Origin of the sequence: Streptomyces davaonensis JCM 4913, from assembly GCF_000349325.1 — a bacterium.
GTDB lineage: Bacteria > Actinomycetota > Actinomycetes > Streptomycetales > Streptomycetaceae > Streptomyces > Streptomyces davaonensis.
The window spans coordinates 1,998,168-2,018,427 of record NC_020504.1 but is presented as its reverse complement, the minus strand read 5'-3'; the positions used below and the strand labels follow the sequence as shown (position 1 = coordinate 2,018,427).

General features: G+C 72.8%; 19 protein-coding genes and 1 pseudogene. 14 read left to right on the top strand and 6 right to left on the bottom strand.

All coding sequences use genetic code 11. From position 1 onward, the window contains the following. Position 1: 1 nt before the first annotated feature. Positions 2 to 1,735 (top strand): ABC transporter permease subunit, encoded by a 1,734-nt coding sequence (locus BN159_RS08895; RefSeq protein ID WP_015656609.1) that lies wholly within the window; start codon positions 2 to 4, stop codon positions 1,733 to 1,735. Continuing rightward, positions 1,732 to 2,928 (top strand): MDR family MFS transporter, encoded by a 1,197-nt coding sequence (locus BN159_RS08890; RefSeq protein WP_015656608.1) that lies wholly within the window; start codon positions 1,732 to 1,734, stop codon positions 2,926 to 2,928. Before BN159_RS08895 ends, BN159_RS08890 begins: the two co-directional genes overlap by 4 nt. Before the next feature lie 18 nt (positions 2,929 to 2,946). Here the strand turns inward: BN159_RS08890 and BN159_RS08885 are convergent, their stop codons facing one another. Continuing rightward, positions 2,947 to 3,699, bottom strand: a complete 753-nt coding sequence (locus BN159_RS08885) for a CDP-alcohol phosphatidyltransferase family protein (protein WP_015656607.1) — start codon at positions 3,697 to 3,699, stop codon at positions 2,947 to 2,949. Positions 3,700 to 3,806: 107 nt separating this feature from the next. Here BN159_RS08885 and BN159_RS08880 point away from each other — a divergent pair, with 107 nt between their 5' ends. From BN159_RS08880 to BN159_RS08860, 5 genes and pseudogenes are all read left to right on the top strand, one after another. Further along, positions 3,807 to 4,787 (top strand): zinc-dependent alcohol dehydrogenase, encoded by a 981-nt coding sequence (locus BN159_RS08880; RefSeq protein ID WP_015656606.1) that lies wholly within the window; start codon positions 3,807 to 3,809, stop codon positions 4,785 to 4,787. 114 nt (positions 4,788 to 4,901) lie between these two features. Further along, positions 4,902 to 5,300, top strand: a complete 399-nt coding sequence (locus BN159_RS08875) for a 6-pyruvoyl trahydropterin synthase family protein (RefSeq protein WP_015656605.1) — start codon at positions 4,902 to 4,904, stop codon at positions 5,298 to 5,300. Next, entirely contained in the window at positions 5,297 to 6,493 is a 1,197-nt protein-coding gene (locus BN159_RS08870) for a glycosyltransferase family 4 protein (RefSeq protein WP_015656604.1), read from the top strand. Before BN159_RS08875 ends, BN159_RS08870 begins: the two co-directional genes overlap by 4 nt. After that, the gene (locus BN159_RS08865) at positions 6,490 to 7,584 is read left to right on the top strand and encodes a class I SAM-dependent methyltransferase (protein ID WP_015656603.1); all 1,095 of its coding nucleotides are present in this window, start codon (positions 6,490 to 6,492) and stop codon (positions 7,582 to 7,584) included. Before BN159_RS08870 ends, BN159_RS08865 begins: the two co-directional genes overlap by 4 nt. Further along, positions 7,500 to 8,705 (top strand): annotated as a pseudogene (locus BN159_RS08860) (lysylphosphatidylglycerol synthase domain-containing protein); the annotation flags it as partial. The gene BN159_RS08865 and the pseudogene BN159_RS08860, both read left to right, overlap by 85 nt. A 62-nt stretch (positions 8,706 to 8,767) precedes the next feature. Here BN159_RS08860 and BN159_RS46995 read toward each other — a convergent pair. After that, complete coding sequence (locus BN159_RS46995; RefSeq protein ID WP_015656601.1) at positions 8,768 to 9,517, bottom strand: creatininase family protein; 750 nt, start codon at positions 9,515 to 9,517, stop codon at positions 8,768 to 8,770. Positions 9,518 to 9,555: 38 nt separating this feature from the next. Between BN159_RS46995 and ribA the strand changes: the two genes are divergently transcribed. Genes ribA through BN159_RS08835 form a run of 5 tightly spaced genes read left to right on the top strand, consistent with a single transcriptional unit; the run spans position 9,556 to position 14,540 of the window. Further along, entirely contained in the window at positions 9,556 to 10,215 is a 660-nt protein-coding gene (ribA, locus tag BN159_RS08855; RefSeq protein ID WP_015656600.1) for a GTP cyclohydrolase II, read from the top strand. 33 nt (positions 10,216 to 10,248) lie between these two features. Further along, positions 10,249 to 11,208: an ornithine cyclodeaminase family protein gene (locus BN159_RS08850; RefSeq protein WP_015656599.1), complete on the top strand. Its 960-nt coding sequence runs from the start codon at positions 10,249 to 10,251 to the stop codon at positions 11,206 to 11,208. Next, the gene (locus tag BN159_RS08845; protein ID WP_015656598.1) at positions 11,205 to 12,344 is read left to right on the top strand and encodes an NAD(P)/FAD-dependent oxidoreductase; all 1,140 of its coding nucleotides are present in this window, start codon (positions 11,205 to 11,207) and stop codon (positions 12,342 to 12,344) included. Before BN159_RS08850 ends, BN159_RS08845 begins: the two co-directional genes overlap by 4 nt. After that, positions 12,341 to 13,393 (top strand): saccharopine dehydrogenase, encoded by a 1,053-nt coding sequence (locus BN159_RS08840; RefSeq protein WP_015656597.1) that lies wholly within the window; start codon positions 12,341 to 12,343, stop codon positions 13,391 to 13,393. Before BN159_RS08845 ends, BN159_RS08840 begins: the two co-directional genes overlap by 4 nt. Beyond that, on the top strand, positions 13,386 to 14,540 hold the full coding sequence (locus BN159_RS08835) for a saccharopine dehydrogenase family protein (protein WP_015656596.1): 1,155 nt from the start codon (positions 13,386 to 13,388) through the stop codon (positions 14,538 to 14,540). Before BN159_RS08840 ends, BN159_RS08835 begins: the two co-directional genes overlap by 8 nt. On the opposite strand, the gene BN159_RS08830 is transcribed toward BN159_RS08835, so the two are convergent. From BN159_RS08830 to BN159_RS08820, 3 genes are all read right to left on the bottom strand, one after another. Next, positions 14,530 to 15,759 carry a serine hydrolase domain-containing protein gene (locus tag BN159_RS08830; protein ID WP_015656595.1) on the bottom strand — a complete coding sequence of 410 codons (1,230 nt, stop codon included), beginning with the start codon at positions 15,757 to 15,759 and terminating at the stop codon, positions 14,530 to 14,532. The two genes, BN159_RS08835 and BN159_RS08830, sit on opposite strands and share 11 nt — an antisense overlap. Positions 15,760 to 15,822: 63 nt before the next feature. Then, positions 15,823 to 17,172: an MFS transporter gene (locus BN159_RS08825; RefSeq protein ID WP_015656594.1), complete on the bottom strand. Its 1,350-nt coding sequence runs from the start codon at positions 17,170 to 17,172 to the stop codon at positions 15,823 to 15,825. Continuing rightward, positions 17,169 to 17,747: a TetR/AcrR family transcriptional regulator gene (locus tag BN159_RS08820; protein ID WP_015656593.1), complete on the bottom strand. Its 579-nt coding sequence runs from the start codon at positions 17,745 to 17,747 to the stop codon at positions 17,169 to 17,171. The genes BN159_RS08825 and BN159_RS08820 overlap by 4 nt, the downstream gene beginning before the upstream one ends. 86 nt (positions 17,748 to 17,833) lie before the next feature. Between BN159_RS08820 and BN159_RS08815 the strand changes: the two genes are divergently transcribed. Both BN159_RS08815 and BN159_RS08810 read left to right on the top strand, forming a co-directional pair. Beyond that, positions 17,834 to 18,271 (top strand): PPOX class F420-dependent oxidoreductase, encoded by a 438-nt coding sequence (locus BN159_RS08815; RefSeq protein WP_015656592.1) that lies wholly within the window; start codon positions 17,834 to 17,836, stop codon positions 18,269 to 18,271. Positions 18,272 to 18,385: 114 nt separating this feature from the next. Next, positions 18,386 to 18,796 carry a VOC family protein gene (locus BN159_RS08810; protein WP_015656591.1) on the top strand — a complete coding sequence of 137 codons (411 nt, stop codon included), beginning with the start codon at positions 18,386 to 18,388 and terminating at the stop codon, positions 18,794 to 18,796. A 61-nt stretch (positions 18,797 to 18,857) separates the two neighbouring features. Here BN159_RS08810 and BN159_RS08805 read toward each other — a convergent pair whose 3' ends face one another. Continuing rightward, complete coding sequence (locus tag BN159_RS08805; protein WP_015656590.1) at positions 18,858 to 20,204, bottom strand: MFS transporter; 1,347 nt, start codon at positions 20,202 to 20,204, stop codon at positions 18,858 to 18,860. Between the last annotated feature and the right edge of the window lie 56 nt (positions 20,205 to 20,260).

Here is a 20,260-nt window from a genome sequence, read left to right as displayed (position 1 = left end):
GGTGCGGCAGCGCACGGCCTCGATTCTGTGGCGGGCCGGTATCGCGGTGGCCCTCATCACCGCCATCGGCCTGCTTCCCTGGGTCTCGCACACCGACCCCGCCCGCACCGTGCTCAAGGCCCGCTCCGCGGACCGCGATCCCACGCCGGAGATGCTCAGGGACATCAGGGTCCAACTCGGTCTCGACGCAGGCCCGTTCCACCTGCTCGGGGACTGGCTGGGCGGGCTGTGGCGCGGTGACTTCGGTACTTCTTGGCTCAGCGGTGGGCAGGTCGGGCCCGCGGTGCTCCAAGCCCTCGGTGTCTCCCTGCTGTTGATGGGCGTCGCCCTGGTCGTCGCCGCCGTCACCGCCGCGCTGATCTGTGCCCGCACCCTGTGGCTGGGCGGCCGGCGCCGGACCGCCGGGGGCACCGGCTCCGCCGTCCTCGCCGCGGTGCCCGAGTTCCTCACCGCCACCGTGCTCGCCACCGTCGTCGGCGTCCAACTCGGCTGGCTCCCCGCCCTCGGCTGGTACGGACCCCGGTGGACCGTCCTGCCCGCCCTCGCCCTCGGCCTGCCCGCGGGCGCGGTCCTCGGGCGGCTCCTGGACGACCTGCTGCCCGGCGCCTTCGCCGAACCCTGGGCACGGTCCGCGGCCGCACGCGGACTGCCCCGCCGTACGATCGCCCGCCAGGCGCTGCGCCGCAGCCTGCCCGGACTGCTGCCCAACACCGGCCTGTTCGTGGTCGGGTTGACCGGAGGAGCGGTCGCGGTCGAGCAGATCTTCGACATCCCCGGCCTCGGCCGTACGACCCTCCAGGCAGCCCTCGCCCAGGACCTCCCCGTCCTCCAGGCCGGCACCCTCCTTCTCGTCCTGCTCGCCACGGCGGCCACCGGACTCGCCCACCTAGGCACCCGCCTGCTCACCGGCCCCGCCCTCCGCGACGGCGCCCTGCCCACCCCACACCGCACCACCACCCCCGCCCGAAGCCTCCAACCACTCCTCCACGCCGGACTCCTGCTCGGCGTCATCGCCCTCGGCCTGCCTCGCGACCCCCTCGCCCTCGACACCCGCGCCAGGCTCCAACCACCCACCCGCTCCCACCCGTTCGGCACCGACGCGCTCGGCCGCGACCTGCTCGCCCGGGTCGCCCACGGCGCCCTCGACACCCTGCTCCTCGCCCTCGCACTCGGTGCGGTCGCGCTGATCACCGGCGTGCTGCTCGGACTTGTGCCCCGGCTCTCGGGGCCGCTCGTGGACACCGTCACCGCGCTTCCGCCGGTCCTCGTCGCCCTGCTCGTCACGGCGGTGGCCGGCAGCGGTGCCGCCACCCCGGCGCTCGCCGTCGCGGCCGTGGCCTGGGCGCCGCTCGCCGCGCACACCTCCGCGCTGCTGCGCCAGGAACGCGCCGCGCTCCATCTGACCGCCACCCGCGCGCTGGGCGCGGGACCCGGCTACCTGCTGCGGCACGAACTCCTGCCCGCGATCCTGCCGCCCGTCACCCGCCACGCCCTGCTGCGCCTGCCCGGCATCGCCCTGTCCCTGGCCTCGCTCGCCTTCCTCGGCCTCGGCGCCCAGCCGCCGTCCCCCGAATGGGGCCTCCTGCTCGCCGAGAACCAGCCCTACGCCGAACGCGCCCCCTGGGCCGTCCTCGCCCCCGCCGCCCTCCTCGCCCTGCTCGGCGCCCTGGCGGTGACGGCGGCGGGAGGGGTACGGCTGCCCGGGCGACGCACCCGTGAGCCGGCCGCCTCATGACAACCACACCCGCACGGGCCCGCCTCACCCCGCTTCTCCGCCTGCTCCTCCTCACCCAACTCGCCTTCAACATCGGCTTCTTCGCCGTCCTGCCCTTCCTCTCCACGCACCTCGGACAGGGCATCGGCATGGCGGGCTGGCTGGTCGGGTTGGTGCTCGGACTGCGGACCTTCAGCCAACAGGGGCTGTTCGTGGTGGGCGGTGCGCTCGCCGACCGGTACGGCATCCGGCCCGTCGTGCTCGCGGGGTGCGCGCTGCGGATCACCGGGTTCGCCTGGCTGGCGTTCGCCGAGCGGACGTGGGCCGTCATCGGCGCCGTACTCCTCATCGGGTTCGCCGCCGCGCTGTTCTCGCCCGCCGTGGAGTCCGAGGTCGCCCGGCAGGCCGTCGTCCATGAGCGGGAGGGCGGTTCACGGACCCGGGTGCTCGCGCTGCTCACGGTGGCCGGGCAGGCCGGGGCGTTCGTCGGGCCGTTGCTCGGCGCGCTGCTGCTCTCGGTCGACTTCCGCGCGGTGTGCCTGGGCGGCGCCGGGATCTTCGTCCTCGTCCTCGCCGGACACGCCTGGCTGCTGCCGCAGCGCATCCCCGGGCGGCCGCGCGTCCACGTCCGGGGCGGCATCGGACCGTTGCTGCGCAACCGGCGCTTCCTCGCACTGTGCTGCGCGTACGGCGCCTATCTGCTCGCCTACAACCAGCTCTACCTGGCGCTGCCCGCCGAGGTGGAGCGGGTGGCGGGTTCACAGGCGCCGCTGGCCTGGCTGTTCGCGCTGTCCTCGCTGCTGGTGGTGACCACCCAACTGCCCGTCACCCGTTGGCTGGGAGAGCGGCTCACTCCGCGCCGGTCCATGGGCGCCGGGCTGCTGCTCATCTCGGGCGGGTTCGCGGTGGTGGCCGCGGTGCGCACCGCGGGACTGCTGCCCTCGGCCGGATTCGTCGTCCTGCTCACGCTCGGCCAGATGCTGGTGGCACCGGCCGCGCGGGCCTGGGTACCGGACCTCGCCGACGAGGGGCGGCTCGGCCTCTACACCGGGGCGCTGTCCTCCGTGTCCGGGCTGATCGTGCTGCTCGGCAGTTCGGCGAGCGGCGCGCTGCTGAACAGCGGGCTCCCGGGAGCCGTACCGTGGCTGGCCCTGGCCGCCGTACCGCTGGCGGCGCTGATGCTGCTGCCGTGTCAGAAGGAGAAGTGGGCCTGAAGTTGCCCCGCCCCCGCGTCAGACGGCCACCAATTCCTCCGTCTCCACGACCTCCTGAACCCGAGACGTCCGCCACAGCCACAGCACATCCCGTCCGAACGACCACACCAGCGCGGCCAGTGCCGTCGCGACGACCCCGAACTCCGCCAGGTGCGGCAGCAGACCCGACGCCGCCAGCAGCAGGAACACGCCCTGGAGCGCGGCCACGGTCTTGCGGGCCGTGCTCGGCGGGAGCGGTGCGTTCAGCCACGGCCAGACGCGGGCCGCGGCGACGAAGCCGTAGCGCATGCCGCCGATCAGCAGGACCCACGGGCCGTGCGCCATCGAGACGTAGACGCTGAGCACCAGGATCAGGAACGCGTCGACCTCCATGTCGAAGCGGGCGCCGAGCGCGGTCGAGGTGCCGGTGCGGCGGGCGACCTTGCCGTCGACGCCGTCGAGGATCAGGGCCACGGCCGTCAGACCGACCAGCAGCGTCAGCGGGGGCGGGCTCTGGAAGGAGTCCGCGACCAGCGCGGTGACTCCGCCGACCAGGATGGAACGGCCCAGGGTGACCCGGTTGGCGGGGCCGAAGGAGCGCAGCCGTGAGCGGTGCAGGGCGCGGGAGAGCACCGCCCAGGTGGCGACGGCGAAGGCCAGTCCGGTGAGCCAGCCCGCGGGACCCATGCCGATCGCCGTGCCGAGCAGCGCCAGCACCAGGATCTGGACGCCCGCTCCGAGGGCGGTCTCCTGCTGGACCAGCCTCGCGTCGTAAGTGTTGTTCAGGGCCACCGAACATCCTCCGGCCGTGTGACAGAGTCGATCAACGCCGCGTACTGTGCGCGGCCTGTGCACACCTCGGTACGTGAACCACTTCCCGATCGTTCAGGAGGATGCCGATGAACCCACCCGCACGGGCGTTCTGGCTCAGCAGTCCGGGTGAAGGAGAGGTCAGAGAGGTTTCGCTGCCGGTCCCCGCCGAGGGCGAGGTGCTGGTCCGCGCCCTGTACTCGGGTGTCAGCCGCGGCACCGAGACCCTCGTCTTCCGCGGCGGCGTCCCCGAGAGCCAGCACGCGGCGATGCGGGCGCCCTTCCAGGAGGGCGACTTCCCGGCACCTGTGAAGTACGGCTACTTGAGCGTCGGAGTCGTCGAGGAGGGCCCCGCCGACCTCGTCGGTGACACCGTCTTCTGCCTCTACCCGCACCAGACGCGCTACGTCGTCCCGAGTACCGCGGTCACCCGGGTACCCGCGAACGTGCCCGCAGAACGGGCCGTCCTCGCCGGCACCGTCGAGACCGCCGTCAACGCCCTCTGGGACGCGGCGCCCCTGGTCGGCGACCGGATCGCGGTGGTCGGCGGCGGCATGGTCGGCTGCTCGGTGGCCGCGCTGCTGGCCCGCTTCCCGGGCGTACGGGTGCAGTTGGTCGACGCCGATCCGGCGCGCGCCAAGACCGCGGAGGCGCTCGGCGTCGACTTCGCGCTGCCGCAGGACGCGCGGGGCGACTGCGACCTCGTCGTGCACGCCAGCGCGACCCAGCAGGGCCTCACCCGCTCCCTCGAACTGCTGCGCGCCGAAGGCACGGTCGTCGAACTGAGCTGGTACGGCGACCGGCAGGTGAGCGTCCCGCTCGGCGAGGCCTTCCACTCGCGGCGGCTCACAATCCGTAGCAGCCAGGTCGGCACCGTCTCCCCGCGCCGCGCCTCCCGCAGTTACGCCGACCGGCTGGCCCTCGCCCTGGAGCTGCTCGCGGACCCGGCGCTCGACGCCCTGGTCACCGGGGAATGCGCGTTCGAGGAGTTGCCTGAGGTGCTGCCGAGGCTGGCCTCGGGTGAGATTCCGGCCCTCTGTCATCGCGTGCGGTACGGGACGAGCGCCTGACCTCAGAAAAGAGTGAGAGTCGGCTGAACAACGGGAAGCGAAGAGCCGTACTACTCCACATCCTCGGCAACGATCAGCCGGGGATCAGACGCGCCGCACCTGGAGGGTCGTCCGTTGTTCAGCATCACCGTCCGCGATCACATCATGATCGCCCACAGCTTCCGCGGCGAGGTCTTCGGGCCCGCGCAGCGACTGCACGGAGCGACGTTCCTCGTGGACGCCACCTTCCGGCGCGAGCAGCTGGACGAGGACAACATCGTCGTCGACATCGGCCTGGCCACGCAGGAACTGGGCGCCGTCGTAGCCGAGTTGAACTACCGCAACCTCGACAACGAACCGGATTTCGCCGGGATCAACACCTCCACCGAGTTCCTGGCCAAGGTCATCGCCGACCGGCTCGCCGAGCGGGTGCACAAGGGGGGGCTGGGCGAAGGCGCCCGAGGGCTCGCCCAGATCTCCGTCACGCTGCACGAATCGCATGTCGCGTGGGCGAGTTACGAGCGTGCCCTGTGACCGACCTGACGACCGAGCGGGCCGGAATCGACCGGACACGGCTGACCTATGTGCCCGTGCAGCACGCCGCCCTGAAGAACGCCGAGATCGTGCCGATGTCCCTGCGCTCCGTGCACTTCGTCCTGCCCGGCGGCGTCGACGACCCGGCCATGCCCAGCGGCGGCAACGCCTATGACCGGCGGGTCAGTCTGGATCTGCCCGGCTTCGGCTGGCAGGTCCACAAGCATGCGGTGGCAGGGGAGTGGCCCCGGCCCGGCGCGGCGGCACGGGCCGAACTGGGCCGCACGCTCGCGGAGTTGCCCGACGACACGGTGGTGCTGATGGACGGGCTCGTCGCGTGCGGGGTGCCCGAGATCGTCGTACCCGCGGCGGAGCGGCTGCGGATCGCGGTGCTGGTGCATCTTCCGCTCGGCGACGAGACGGGACTGACGGCCGAGGTCGCCGCGGAACTGGACGCGCGGGAGCGGGCGGTGCTGCGGGCGGTGCCGGCCGTGATCGGGACCTCCGACTGGGCCGTGCGCAGACTCGTCTCCCACCACGGCCTCGCCCCCGACCGGGTCCATGTCGCCACCCCCGGCGCCGACATCGCGCCCCTGGCGTCCGGCACCGATGGCGTCTCGCGGCTGCTGTGCGTCGCCGCGGTGACCCCGCGCAAGGGGCAGCACCGGCTGATCGAGGCGCTGGCAGCGGTCACCGACCTGCCGTGGAGCTGCGTCTGCGTGGGCGGCCTCGGCCAGGACCCCGAGTACGTGGCCGGACTGCGGACCCTGATCAGCGAGTACGGCCTCCAGGACCGGCTGGTGCTGGCGGGACCGCAGGCGGGCGCCGAACTCGACGCCAGCTATGCCGCGGCGGACCTGATGGTGCTCACGTCCTACGCCGAGACGTACGGCATGGCGGTGACCGAGGCGCTCGCGCGCGGCATTCCGGTGCTGGCGACGGACGTCGGCGGCCTTCCCGAGGCGGTCGGCCGCGCCCCCGACGGCGGGGTGCCCGGGATCCTCGTCCCGCCGGAGGACCCGGCCGCGCTCGCCGTGGAGCTGCGCGGCTGGTTCGGGGAGGCGGATGTACGACGCCGGTTGAAGGCGGCCGCGCGGGGGCGGCGGGCCGCCCTCGACGGCTGGGCGACCACGGCTCGCAGCCTGGCCGGAGTTCTGGGCCGACTGCCGAACGAACCCAGGAGGGCGGCATGAGGAAGACGGCGGCGACACACGACACGGGACGCATTCCGGGCCGGCCGGGCCCGAGGGCGGTTGGGGGCACGGGCTCTGCGTCTGCCCCGGTCGGCCCGGACCTCGTCCACACGGCCATGCCGGGCGCGGGTCCCGCGCCTGCCACCGCCGCCCCCGACCATGACCCCGTCCCCACGGCTCACCGGGGCGCGGGCCCCACACCCGGCCCCGGTGAGCGCCCCACGGTGAAGCTGCGCGATGCCGGTCCCGAGGAGCCGCCGCGGTACGCGCCCGAGTGGCTGGAGCTGCGGGAGGCGCCGGACGGGGCCGCGCGGGCGCACGAGTTGATCGACCCGCTGCGCATCCGGCTCGCCAATCTGCCGGGGCGGTCCTCCGACGGTCTGGTCATCCACGACCTGGGCTGCGGCACCGGCTCGATGGGCCGCTGGCTCGCGCCCCGGCTGGACGGTCCCCAGCACTGGATCCTGCACGACCGGGACCCCTACCTCCTGCACTTCGCCGCCGTCGCCTCCCCGCGCGCCGCCGCCGACGGCAGCCGGGTCACCGTCGAGACGCGGCGCGGCGACGTCGCCCGGCTCACCCCGGACGCGCTGGCCGGTGCCTCACTGGTGACGGCCTCCGCGTTGCTGGACGTGCTGACCCGGGAGGAGATCGAGACCCTCGTCGACGCGTGCACCGGCGCCGGCTGTCCGGCGCTGCTGACGCTGTCCGTCGTAGGGAAGGTGGAACTCACCCCGTCCGATCCCCTGGACGCGGAGATCGCCGAGGCGTTCAACGCCCACCAGCGGCGCACCGAACTGCTCGGCCCGGACGCGCTCACGGTCGCCTGCGAGGCGTTCGCCGCGCGCGGCGCCACGGTCCGCGTCCACCCCAGCCCCTGGCAACTCGGCCCCGCCGACTCCGCCCTCACCGCGCAATGGCTGCGCGGCTGGGTCGGCGCGGCGGTCGAACAGCGCCCCGACCTCCGCGAACCGGCCGAGCGCTACCTCCGCGAACGCCTGGCGGCATGCGAGGCGGGCGAACTCCGCGTAGTGGTCCACCACAGCGACCTCCTCGCCCTCACCCGCCCGATGGACGGGGCGACGTCATGACCACGGAGACGGCGGGGGCGCTCCCTGCAAAGGCCCGGGGCCACTTGCGTGCCTCGGCGGCGTGGGTGGCTGGGCGACGACGGGGTGGTCGGGGGCGTGCTTCGGTGTCGCCCAAGCCCTCGCACCCTCGCGCGCACATGCGTACCTCGGTTGCGCGGGCCGCCCAGCGGCCGAGCGCGCTCTCGGTACCCACGGCTGCCCATGTTCCGGCAACCCTCACCGTCTCCGCCGCCCCCCAGCCCCCCACCGTCTCCCCGGCCGCCACCCCAATCCCCCGCCGCCACACCCTCCGTACCCACCTCGGCACCCTCGCCGGCCTCGCCATCCTCGGCGTCCTCTTCTGGCGGCTGGGTACCGGAGCTTTCCTCGACGGGCTCAGCAGAATCGATGCCCCAGCCGTGCTGGCCGCTGTCGGGATCGGGGTCGTCACGACCGTGTTCAGTGCGTGGCGCTGGCAGTTGGTGGCTCGAGGGCTGCGGATTCGGCTGCCGCTCGGGGCTGCCGTGGGGGACTACTACGGGGCGCTGTTCCTGAATGCGGCGCTTCCCGGTGGCGTCCTCGGGGACGTGCACCGGGCCGTGCGGCATGGGCGCAGTGCCGGGGATCTGGGCCGTGGTGTGCGGTCCGTCGTGCTCGAACGGGCCGCGGGGCAGCTCGCGCTCGTTCTCGTCGGCGCCGGAATCCTGCTGACCATGCCGTCCTCCGTGCGCGACGAGGCCCGCCACCTTGCGCCGCTCATCGCGCTCGCCGCCCTCGGCGCGCTCGCCGTGGTCGTGGCGCTGCGGATGAGCCGCCCGCCGTCCCGCCGGGGACGCGTCCTGCGCGCCTCCCTCGACGGGGCCCGCGAGGGACTGCTGTCCCGTCGGAACGGGCCCGGCGTCGCGGTGTCGTCGGTCGTCGTACTGGCCGGACACCTCGCGACGTTCGTCCTCGCGGCCCGAGTCGCCGGCAGCGACGCCTCCGTCGCCGTACTCCTGCCGCTGGCCGTGCTGGCGCTGCTGGCGATGAGCCTGCCGCTCAACGTCGGCGGCTGGGGCCCCCGCGAGGGCGTCACCGCCTGGGCGTTCGGCGCCGCCGGGCTCGGCGCGGGCAGCGGACTCGCCGTGGCCGTCGTCTACGGCGTGCTGTGCCTGGCGGCGAGCCTGCCCGGTGCGCTTGTTCTGGTCGGACGGCGTTGGGCGCCCTACTCTGCGCCCAGCACCGACAAATACGCGGCGAAGGAATCCGACAGGCTCGACAGCAGTTCCTTCCCCTTTTCCGCCGACCCCAGGGAAGGACGGCCGATGACACCCGAATCGGTATAGGCGGACATACCGAGGGAGAGCAGATGACGCCGGTCGTCCGCGACGAAATCAGAGGTCTCGTATCCGGGCCGCAGCATTTCCGGATGCGTATGCAGAAGGATGGAGGTCTCTATTTCCCCCGCGTGCATGTCGGTCAGCAGGGAAGTGGTCACCCCGGCTCGCTCCCGCGCCGTCTCCCAGTCCTCCGCGGCCGGGAACAGCGCCATCCGCTCACCTCGCGCGGAGGACTCCTGAACGACATTGCCCAGTACGTAGTTTCCGCCGTGGCCGTTGACCACCACCAACGCTTCCACACCCGAGCGGCGGAGCGAATCCGCTATGTCCCGTATCACCGCGTGAAGGGTCACCGAGGAGATGCTGACGGTCCCCGGCCAGGCCGCGTGCTCGTGCGAGCAGGAGATCGTCACCGGCGGAAGGAGGTGCACCGGGTACGCCTCGGCGATCGCCCGGGCGACCGCACAGGCGACCAGCGTGTCCGTGGCCAGCGGCAGAAAGGGGCCGTGCTGTTCGAAGCTGCCGACGGGAAGGACGGCGACCTGCCGTGAGACGCCCGCCCCGCGCGTCCGTACGTCCTCCGTGGTGTCCGCCGGCACCAGCCCGGATGCCGACCGCTTCCCCGAACCACTCATCTTTTCACGGCCTTTCGTCTCTGCTTAGGAACCAGATCATGACAGAAAAAGTTGGCGTACTCGGAAAGAAGTCTCCCAAGCGCACCGGCGTGGAACGCATTGTGAATGCCCCATTGCCCACGGTGTACGGAGAATTCCGCGCGGTCGGCTACATGGACCACGATCGCGGCGACGAGCAAGTGGCCCTGGTCCACGGTGACATCGGCACCGAGAACGTCCTGACCCGGCTGCATTCTGAGTGCCTGACCGGTGACGCCTTCGGCTCCCAGCACTGCGAATGCGGCGACCAGCTGGCCTCCGCGCTGCGCGCGGTCGTCGCCGAAGGCCGCGGTGTCGTCGTCTACTTGAGAGGGCATGAGGGCCGCGGCATCGGCCTGCTCGCCAAGCTGCGGGCGATGGCCCTCCAGGCGGAGGGCCTGGACACGGTGGAGGCCAACCTCGCCCTCGGCCTGCCCGTCGACGCCCGCGACTACGGCGCCGCCGCCGGCATCCTGGCCGACCTCGGCGTACGGTCGGTCCGGCTGATGTCGAACAACCCGCGCAAGCGGGAGGCGTTGCTGAAGCACGGCATCACGGTCGCCGAGCAGGTCCCGCTGCTCATCCCGCCGTGCGAGAGCAACATCACCTATCTGCGCACCAAGCGCGAGCGCCTCGACCACCATCTGCCCCATCTGGACGCCGTGGCCCACTGGTCCTGATTCCGGTGGGGGCCGCCCGGATAGGAAGAGGGAATGACCGACGACGTCCTCTTCCTCTCCGGCGACCAGGTGACCCGGCTGCTGTCCTGGGACGCGGCCATCGCCTCGCAGCGGGCCGCTTTCGTCGCGCTCGGCTCCTCGGCCGCCGATCTGCCCGGGAAGATCATGCACCCGAGCCGCTTCGACGACAGCGTGATGTTCGCCTACCTCTCCCGGCTGTCCGCGGACACCGGGCCGGTCGCGAAGATCGGCAGTGTCAACCCGGGCAACGCGGCCGCCGGGCTGCCCACCGTGCACGCGGTGGTCACCGCGCTCGACCCGGTGACGGGGCGCCTCGCCGCGGTCCTGGACGGCACCGCGCTCACCACCCTGCGCACGGCAGCGGGCAGCGCCGTCGCGGTCGACGCGCTGGCCGGCCCCGACAGCGCGGACCTCGCCGTCCTCGGCTCCGGCACTCAGGCCCTCGCCCACGTCCGCGCCCTCACCCGGGTGCGGGACCTGAAGTCGGTACGGCTGTGGAGTCCGACCGAGCGCAACCGGACCCGAGCCGCCGAGACCCTGACGGCCGAACTGGGGATTCGCGTCGACCCGGTCGGCAGCGCCGAGGAGGCCGTGCGCGACGCCTCGATCGTCGCCGCCTGCACCCTCAGCACCACCCCGGTGGTCCACGGCGCGTGGCTGGCGCCGGGCTGCACGGTGGTCAGCGTCGGCTCCTTCGAACCGACCCGCCACGAGGTCGACGCCGAGGTCGTACGGCGGTCGGCGGCCGTGGTCGTGGACGACCCGGAGACCGCCGCCCACCATGCCGGGCCCCTCGTGGCTGCCCGGCTGGCACCGGAGGATCTGATCCCCCTCGGCGGCGTGCTCACCGGTGCCCGCACCGCCCGTACCGGGCCCGAGGACATCGTCTACTACAACAGCGTCGGCCTCGGCATCCAGGACGCCGCCGCGGCCTGGGCCGTGATCGACGCGGCGCGGGAGCCGGGCCGGTGAGGGCGGAGGTCGTGATCGTGGGCGGCGGGGTGATGGGTGCGAGCATCGCCTGTCACCTGGCCCGCGCGGGCGTGCGGGACGTCGTCCTCGTCGAGCGGGACGAGCTGGCGTCCGGTTCCACCTCCAAGGCGGCCGGAGGGGTGCGGGCGCAGTTCTCCGACGAGCTGAACATCCGGCTCGGCGCCCGCAGTCTGGCCGCTTTCGACCGGTTCGAGGCGGACACCGGGCAGGACATCGGACTGCACAAGGTCGGCTACCTGTTCCTCCTCTCCACCCCCGAGGAGGTCGCGACCTTCGAGGCGGGCGTTCGGCTCCAGAACTCCCTCGGTGTGCCGAGCCGGATGCTCGACCCGGCCGAGGCGCGCGAGCTCTCCCCGCTGATCGTCACCGACGGACTGCTGGCCGCCGCCTACTCTCCCGACGACGGGCACTGCACACCCGAGTCCGTCGTCCAGGGCTACGCGGCCACCGCCCGCCGCCACGGCGCGACCGTCCTGCGGCACACCGAGGTCACCGGCATCGACCTGCGCGGCGACACCATCACCGGAGTGCGGACGACCAAGGGCCCGATCGCCACCGGCACGGTGATCTGCGCGGCCGGTGCCTGGTCGCGGGCCGTCGGCGCGATGGCCGGCGTGGAGCTGCCGGTGGAACCGCTGCGCCGCCAGATCGCGGTCACCGAACCGGTCCCGGGACTCCCACCCGACCTGCCCATGACCATCGACTTCACCACCAGCCTCTACTTCCACGCAGAAGGCCCCGGCCTCCTGCTCGGCATGTCCGACCCCGACGAGCGCCCCGGCTTCGACACCGGCACCCACGACCGGTGGATCCCCCGGCTGTACCGGGCCATGGAGCACCGCGCCCCCGCCCTGCTCGACCTGCGCCGCACCGGCGGCTGGGCGGGCCTGTACGAGCTCACCCCGGACCACAACGCCCTGATCGGCGAGGCGGCTTCCGTCTCCCGTTTCCTGTACGCGACCGGCTTCTCCGGCCACGGCTTCCTTCAGGGACCGGCCGTCGGCGAGGTCGTCCGTGACCTGTACCTGGGCCGCGTACCCTTCGTGGACGTCAGCCCCCTCGGCGCCGACCGGTTCGCGGCCGACGCCCTGCGCCCGGAGGCCAATCGCGTATGACCGAACTCCATCTGTGGCTGCGACACGAGGTCCGCACCACGGAACGCCGCACCCCCGTCGTCCCCGCCGACGCCCGGCGGCTCGTCGAGAGCGGGGTGACGATGACCGTGGAGGAGTCGCCTCAGCGGATCTTCCCCGTCGAGGAGTACGAGAAGGCCGGCTGCCGGGTCGCGAAGGCGGGCTCGTGGGTGTCGGCGCCGGGTGCCGTCGTCGTCGTAGGGCTGAAGGAACTGCCCGACGAACCGGCGGAGTTGAGGCATCGGCATGTCTTCTTCGGGCACGCCTACAAGGGGCAGCCCGGTGCCGGCGCGCTGCTGCGGCGGTTCGCGGCCGGGGGCGGGGCGCTGTACGACGTCGAGTATCTGGTGGACGAGGACGGGCGGCGGCTCGCCGCCTTCGGGTTCTGGGCCGGGTACCTCGGGGCCGCGTTGGCGGTGCTTCAGCACCGGGGGCGGCTCGACGCGCCGCTCGTGCCGACGGTCAAGGAGGAGCTGGACGCGCTGCTGCGGGGGGACGGGGACTTCACCGCGCTGGTGATCGGCGCCCTCGGCCGGAGCGGCCGGGGTGCCTGCGAGGCCTTCCGGGTGGCCGGGGTCGAGCCGACGCGCTGGGACCTCGCCGAGACGCGTGAGTTGGACCGCCCCGCCCTGCTCGCTCACGACGTCATGGTCAACGCCGTGCTCGCCACCACCCCCATCCCGCCCTTCCTCCGGGACGAGGACCTCGACAACCCGGACCGCAAGCTCCGCACCCTCTGCGATGTCACCTGCGACGTCGGCTCGCCACTGAACGTCCTGCCGATCTACGACCGCACGACCGACTGGACGGACCCGGCCCGCCGGCTGAGTGAGCAGCCGCCCCTGGATCTCATCGCCATCGACAACCTGCCGTCCCTGCTGCCCAGGGAGTCGAGCACCGACTTCTCGGCGGCCCTGCTGCCGCAGTTGCTCGGCTTCGGGAGCGGCGGGGCCTGGACGCGCTGTCTGGCCCGGTTCGAGCAGGCCCGCGCCGAAGTCGGTATCGAAGAAGGGGAGTTCCGCCGTGACTGACCTGGTTCCCGCGAGCGGCACCGTCCACTGGGTCGGCGCCGGGCTGTCCACCGGCAGCGGCCTGGCCCGGCTGTGCGAGACGGCCGGACGGGTACGGCTGTGGCACCGCACCGAGGAACGCGCCGCCGCGGCACTTGCCGAGCGGGGCCTGATCGGACGCGCCGAGCCCCGCGCGTACACGCTTCCCGCGCTGACGGCCGAACTCGCCCCCGGCGACGTCGTCGTGTCGATGCTGCCCGCGCCCGAGCACGCCCCTCTGCTGGCCGCCTGTGTGGCCCGGCGGGCCCATTTCGCCTGCTCCAGCTATGTGTCGGACGCCGTGCTCGAACAGGTGCCCGCGGCGGCCGGGGCCGGTCTGGTCGTCCTCACCGAGGCGGGCCTCGACCCGGGCATCGACCACCTCTTCGCCCACTCCCTCGTCGCCCGCGCCCGCGAGGCCATCGGCGACGGTACGGCGGCCTCGTACCGTCTGACCTCGTACTGCGGAGGAGTCCCCGCCGAGCCCAACGACTTCCGGTATCGCTTCAGCTGGGCGCCCGGCGGGGTGCTGGGCGCCCTGCGCTCGCCCGCCCGTTACATCGAGGACGGAGTCGAGACCACCGCGGTCCGGCCCTGGGAGGCGACCCGGCGGCACACGGTGGAGGGGGAGGCGTTCGAGGTCTACCCCAACCGGGACAGCCTCCCCTTCGTCGCGCAGTACGGGCTGCCCCCGGAGTGGAAGCCCCGCACCTTCGTCCGCGGCACTTTGCGTCTTGAGGGCTGGCTGCGCGCCTGGGAAGCGGTGTTCGACGAGCTGAAGCGCGGCGACGACCAGCGGATCGCCGCGCTGGCACGGGAGTTGGCGGCGCGGTACCCCACGACGGACGCCGACCGGGACCGGGTGGTGCTGGCCGTCTCCCTCGATGTGCAGGGCACCGACGGGCAGACCTGGACGGGCGGCTACCTGCTCGATCTGGTCGGCGACGAGGAGGAGAGCGCGATGGCCCGCTGCGTCTCCCGGCCGCTCGCACTCGGGGTCGGCCACATCCTGGACTGCACCCTGCCGCCGGGCCTGAGCCGCGCCGCGGAGACGGCGGCACGGTCGGCCGAATGGCTGCGCGAACTGGCCCTGGACGGCGTGGAGTTCACGCTGCGGGTCAGTCGGTGACGGCCTCGTGCACCAGCCGCTTGAGGTCCGGGAAGATCGTGTGCGAGGTCTTGGGCCGTAGCTGCGTCATGAACTGGACGGTCAGATCGCGGACCGGGTCGATCCAGAAGGTCGTGGTCGCCGCGCCGCTCCAGCCGTAGGTGCCGAGGCTCGCGGGAGCCCGGGTGCGGGACGGGTCGATGACCACGGAGACGCCGAGGCCGAAGCCGAGGCCGTCGTTGCCGGGTTCGTCGTGGGCCGGGTGGCTGCCGAAGGAGCGCAGGTCGGCGCCGCCCGGGAGGTGGTTGGAGGTCATCAGGTCGACCGTCTCCGGGGCGAGCAGCCGGACGCCGTCGAGCTCGCCGCGGCGGCGCAGCAGCTCCATGAACCGGTGGATGTCGTGCGCGGAGGCCGCCATGCCGCCGCTGCCGGACAGGAACCGGGGGCGGCCGTGCAGCGGCAGCCCGGGGATCGGAGTTACTCCGCCGCTCTCGGTCTCGCCGTACAACTCGGCGAGCCTGTCCGCCTGTTCGTCCGTGACACAGAATCCGGCGTCGGTCATGCCGAGCGGACCGAAGACGCGTTCGGCGAGGAACTCGTCGAGCGGCTGCCCCGAGACGACCTCGATGACCCGGCCGAGGACATTGCTGGCGACCGAGTAGTTCCACTGCGTGCCCGGGTCGAACTGGAGCGGCAGGCCCGCGTACACGTCGACGGTCTCGGCCAGGGTCGAGCCCGGCAGCACCGCGGACTCCAGGTTGGCGTCGCGATACAGGGCGTCGACCGGGTGGCAGTGGTAGAAGGCGAAGGTCAGGCCCGCGGTGTGGGTCATCAGATGCCGGATCAGCAGCGGCCCCGCGGCCGGGCGGGTGCGGACGTCGGCGCCGGAGCCCTCGACGTGGACCCGCGGTTCGGCGAAGGCCGGGAGGTGGCGGCCCACCGGGTCGTCGAGCCCGAGCCTGCCCTCCTCCACCAGCAGCAGCGCGGCGACGGAGGTGACCGGCTTGGTCATGGAGTAGATCCGCCAGAGCGTGTCGGCCGTGACGGGCCGTCCGGCGGCCACGTCCCGCAGCCCGTGCGTGGTCAGATGGGCGACGCGTCCACCACGGGAGACGGCGACCAGGAAACCCGGCAGGCGGCCCTCGTCGACGTAGTGGGCGAAGTGCTGGTCGAGGCGGTCCAGCGCCTTGGGGTCCAGGCCGACCTCGCCCGGTTCGACCTGTTGTCGCAGCAGTGCCATCGCTCTCCTCACGGACGCGGGTGTCGAATGCTCCGGCCTACCCAGCCGCAGCGGCCCGCGATCTCATCGTCGCGCAGGAACACGTGTGCGGTCCCGCGGATCGCCGGGCTCGTTGTCGACCGAGGAGAAACGTCCCGGCAGGGCACGGGCCGCCATCATGCCGGCCGCGGCGAGCAGGGCTAGGACCGTCAGTGGCAGCCGGTCACCCCCGTGGGCTCCCATGAGGGTGGTCGCCGCGGCGACGCCCAGGACCGGCCCGACGTTCATCGCGGTCTGCTGAAGCCCGCCCGCCACACCCGCCGACTCGGCGGCGGCCTCCCGTACGACGACATGCGTGGCCGCCACCATCACCGTGCCGAACCCGGCCCCCAGCAACCCGAAGCCGGTACAGAGGCCCAGCGTGTCCGACGCGCGCGAGAGCAGCAGGATCCCCGCGCCCAGCACGGCGAGCGCGACCAGGGTGGTCCGGCGGGCCCCGACCCGGCGCAGCAGCACCGCGCAACAGGGCGCGGCGGCCACCATCAGCACGGCCAGCGGCAGACAGTGCAGCGCGGTCCGCAGCGGGTCGAGCCCGAGGGTGTCCTGGAGGAGGTAGGTGGCGACGAACAGGGTTCCGGACAGCGCGGCCGAGGCGGCGGCCAGCGTGCCGAGTGCCGCGCCGACGGCCGGTGTGCCGATGACGTCCGGCGGCAGCAAAGGGCTCGTCGTACGGCGTTCGTGGCGCAGGAACAGGGTGCCGGTGACCGCCGTCACCAGCAGCACGGGCGCCTGCTCCGGCAGGGCGACCAGGGCGTGCACCAGCGTGGCCAGGGTCGCCGCGAGCAGGAGCGCGCCGGGCAGGTCGAGCCGGACCAGGGACTTGGGGTGCGGGGCGCGTACGGCGAGGGCGAGCACGCCGAACACCAGCGCGGGCAGCACGTTCAGGAAGAACACGGCCCGCCAGCCGGGTCCGGCCACCAGCGCCCCGCCCACGAGCGGACCGGCGGCGGCAGCCACCCCGATGGCCGCCGTCCGTACGGCGATCGGCGTGCGCAGACGGTCCGGCGGGTAGGCGGTCCGCAGCATGCCGAGCGTGGCCGGCTGGAGCAGCGCGCCGAACACGCCCTGCGCGACCCGGAGTCCGATCACCGTGCCGATCCCGGACGCGAGTCCGATGCCCGCGGAGGCGGCGCCGAAGCCGAGCATGCCGACGGCGAACAGCCGATGGTGGCCGAACCGGTCGCCCAGCCGCCCGCCGAACACCAACAGGCTTGCCACCGCCACCAGATAGCCGGTGCTGGTCCACTGGACCTGGGCGTGACTCGCCCCCAGATCGCGCTGGAGGGCGGGCTGCGCCATGGTGAGCACGGTGCCGTCCAGGGCGACGATCACCGCTCCGGCCACGCTCGCGGCGAGTGTGAGGCGAGGGTTCATGCTTCGTCCGGCCCGAGGTGGGCGGCCAGCACGGCATCCACCATGTGGTCGAAGTCCTGGGTGCCGACGGCGAGTTGCAGGCTGCCCCAGCCCCACAGCTGGCCCATGCCGTGCAGATTCGCCCACAGCGCGCCCCCGGCGAGCCGGGCGTCGACGTCGGCGCGGACCCGGCCCACCAGCTCCACCAGCCGCCCGAACAGCGGCAGACTGTGATCGCGCAGGCCCAAGCGGCCGCTCTCCAGCAGATCGTGACGGAACATCAACTCGTACATGCCGGGGCGCTCCACCGCGAACCGCAGATAGGCGCGGGCCAGCGCGGCCAGCCGGACCCGCGGACCGCCGCCGATGTCGTCGACGGCCCGCGTCGCCCGGTCCGCCAGCTCGATGAAGCCGCGGCGCGCGATGGCCGACAGCAGCTCCAGATGCGTGGGGAAGTAGCGACGCGGCGCCCCGTGCGAGACACCCGCCCGGCGGGCGATCTCCCGCAGGGTGAGCGCCTGGACGCCCTCGGCGGCGACCAGTTCCACACCCACGTCGACCAGTCGTTCTCGTAGTCCTGCCTCGGATTCCGACATGCAGCAGTGTCTATCAGGGGTTGGTAGACACTGTCTACGGATGCGGGTCGGGGGAACGCAGGGGACCGCCCGCGCGTTACCCCGACATGACTCAGGACCGGACTGAAGAGGACCTGCTCCACCTGCTCTCCGCGGGCCACGGCGGCGTGCTGGTGACCCTCAAGCGCGACGGCCGCCCCCAGCTGTCGAACGTCGCCCACGCCTACTACCCCGACGAACGGATCATCCGGGTCTCCCTCACGGACGACCGCGCCAAGACCCGCAATCTGCGCCGGGATCCGCGGGCCTCCTACCACGTGACCAGCGCCGACCGCTGGGCGTACACGGTGGCCGAGGGCACCGCCGACCTCACCCCCGTCGCGCAGGACCCGCACGACGACACCGTCGAGGAGCTGATCCGCCTCTACCGGGACGTCCAGGGCGAGCACCCCGACTGGGACGACTTCCGCGCCGCGATGGTCCGCGACCGACGACTCGTGCTGCGCCTGAAGGTGGACCGGGCGTACGGCATCCCGAAGCGATGACCGCGCCCTAGGTCGCTCGGCGCAGGGCCGATGGCCGATGGTTCGGCGGAGTCGGCCTGCCTAGGCTGCCCAGGAGAGCAGGCAGCCCATCATCAGCCAGGACAAGAGGACCCGATGCCCGTCAACGGCCGCAGTCACATCCGTATCGCCCGCCCGTCCCGCGACCTGGCCGCCGCCGAGCGCTTCTGGGGCGAGGGGCTGGGGCTGAGCGTCGTATGGCGGGCGGAGGGCGGGTCCGGACCCGGGGAGCACGATCTGCTGATGCTCGGCTGGCCCGACGCCGACTGGCATCTCGAACTCGTCCATGAGCCCGCCCGGCCGGTGGAGCCCCGGCCCACCGAGGAGGATCTCCTCGTGATCTACGTCGACGAGCCGGTGCCGGAGGACCTCGTGGCGCGGCTCGAAGCGCACGGCGGCAAGCGGGTTCCGTCGCCCAACCCGTACTGGAACCAGTGGGGCGTCACGGTCGAGGACCCCGACGGCTATCGGCTCGTTTTGTGCGAGCGGGGCTGGTCCAACGCCTGACGGCCCGGACCCCGGAGCCTTCGCGGCATCCGGGGTCCGGGGCGGTCGAGTCGTCGTCGGGTCAGGCGGTCACCGTCTCCGGCTGGGCCGCCGCCACGGGCGTGCGCTCACCGAGGTGTTCCGTCGGCACCTTGTGGGTCTCGCGGGCCGAGATCGCGGCGATCACCGGCGGGACACAGAGGGCGGCCGTGAACAGGGCCACCGCCGACCAGTTGTCGCCGTCCGGGCCCGCGATCTGCGCCGCGAAGGTCACCGCGAAACCGGCGACCGCGAAGCCGATCTGGGTACCGATCGCCATGCCGGACAGCCGGACCCGGGTCGAGAACATCTCGCCGTAGAAGGACGGCCACACGCCGTTCGCGGCGCTGTAGACGACACCGAAGGTCGCGATGCCGAGGAGCAGGGTCAGCGGGTAGTTGCCCGTCGAGATCGACCACAGGTAGAGGAACATCATCACCGCGCTGCCCGCCGCGCCGACCAGGAACACCGGGCGGCGCCCGATGCGGTCCGAGAGCGTGGCCCACAGCGGGATCGCGGCGAGCGCGGCGAGGTTCGCCAGCGCGCCCACCCACAGCATCGACGAGCGGCTCATGCCGACGGAGTCGCTCGTCGCGTACGCCAGCGCCCACACCGTGAAGATCGTGCTCACCGAGGCCACCAGCGCGCCCGCGACCACCCGCAGCACATCCGCCCAGTGCTCGCGCATCAGCACCGCCAGCGGGAGCTTGACCACGCCCTCCGTCGCGGCCTGCCGCTCGAAGGCCGGGGTCTCGTCCAGCTTGCGGCGGATGACATAGCCGACCACGGCGACCGCGATGCTCATCCAGAACGGCACCCGCCACCCCCACGACAGCAACTGCTCCTCGGGGAGCGCCGCGATCGGGATGAAGACAAGCGTGGCGAGCAGTTGGCCGCCCTGGGTGCCGCTGAGGGTGAAACTGGTGAAGAAGCCGCGCCGGTTGGGTGGCGCGTGTTCCAGCGTCATCGAGTTCGCGCTGGCCTGCTCGCCGGCCGCGGAGATGCCCTGGAGGACCCGGCACAGCACGAGCAGCACGGGAGCGAGCGTGCCGACCTGGTTCCGGGTGGGCAGACAGCCGATCAGGAACGTCGACAGACCCATCAGGATCAGCGTGAAGACCATGATCTTCTTACGGCCGACGCGGTCGCCGTAGTGGCCGAGGAAGAGCGCGCCGACGGGCCGGGCGGCGTACGCCACACCGAAGGTGGCCAGCGACAACAGGGTCGCGGTGGCCGGGTCGGACTCGTCGAAGAAGACCTCGGGGAAGATCAGGGCGGCCGCGCTGCCGTAGATGAAGAAGTCGTAGTACTCAAGAGCGCTGCCGATCCAGGCGGCGGTCGCAGCCTTTCTCGGCTGCCCGGGCGGGGCGGCGGGGGTGGGGACGGACACGGCGGCTCCTTTGAGGGAACTCCAACGTAAGCGGAGTGAGCGGAGGGGAGAAGGGC

Coding starts and splice junctions, on each gene's coding strand:
- BN159_RS08890 (WP_015656608.1), top strand. CDS start 1,732: ATGACAACCACACCCGCACGGGCCCGCCTCACCCCGCTTCTCCGCCTG.
- BN159_RS08880 (WP_015656606.1), top strand. CDS start 3,807: ATGAACCCACCCGCACGGGCGTTCTGGCTCAGCAGTCCGGGTGAAGGA.
- BN159_RS08865 (WP_015656603.1), top strand. CDS start 6,490: ATGAGGAAGACGGCGGCGACACACGACACGGGACGCATTCCGGGCCGG.
- BN159_RS46995 (WP_015656601.1), bottom strand. CDS start 9,517: ATGAGTGGTTCGGGGAAGCGGTCGGCATCCGGGCTGGTGCCGGCGGAC.
- ribA (WP_015656600.1), top strand. CDS start 9,556: ATGACAGAAAAAGTTGGCGTACTCGGAAAGAAGTCTCCCAAGCGCACC.
- BN159_RS08850 (WP_015656599.1), top strand. CDS start 10,249: ATGACCGACGACGTCCTCTTCCTCTCCGGCGACCAGGTGACCCGGCTG.
- BN159_RS08840 (WP_015656597.1), top strand. CDS start 12,341: ATGACCGAACTCCATCTGTGGCTGCGACACGAGGTCCGCACCACGGAA.
- BN159_RS08830 (WP_015656595.1), bottom strand. CDS start 15,759: ATGGCACTGCTGCGACAACAGGTCGAACCGGGCGAGGTCGGCCTGGAC.
- BN159_RS08825 (WP_015656594.1), bottom strand. CDS start 17,172: ATGAACCCTCGCCTCACACTCGCCGCGAGCGTGGCCGGAGCGGTGATC.
- BN159_RS08820 (WP_015656593.1), bottom strand. CDS start 17,747: ATGTCGGAATCCGAGGCAGGACTACGAGAACGACTGGTCGACGTGGGT.
- BN159_RS08815 (WP_015656592.1), top strand. CDS start 17,834: ATGACTCAGGACCGGACTGAAGAGGACCTGCTCCACCTGCTCTCCGCG.
- BN159_RS08810 (WP_015656591.1), top strand. CDS start 18,386: ATGCCCGTCAACGGCCGCAGTCACATCCGTATCGCCCGCCCGTCCCGC.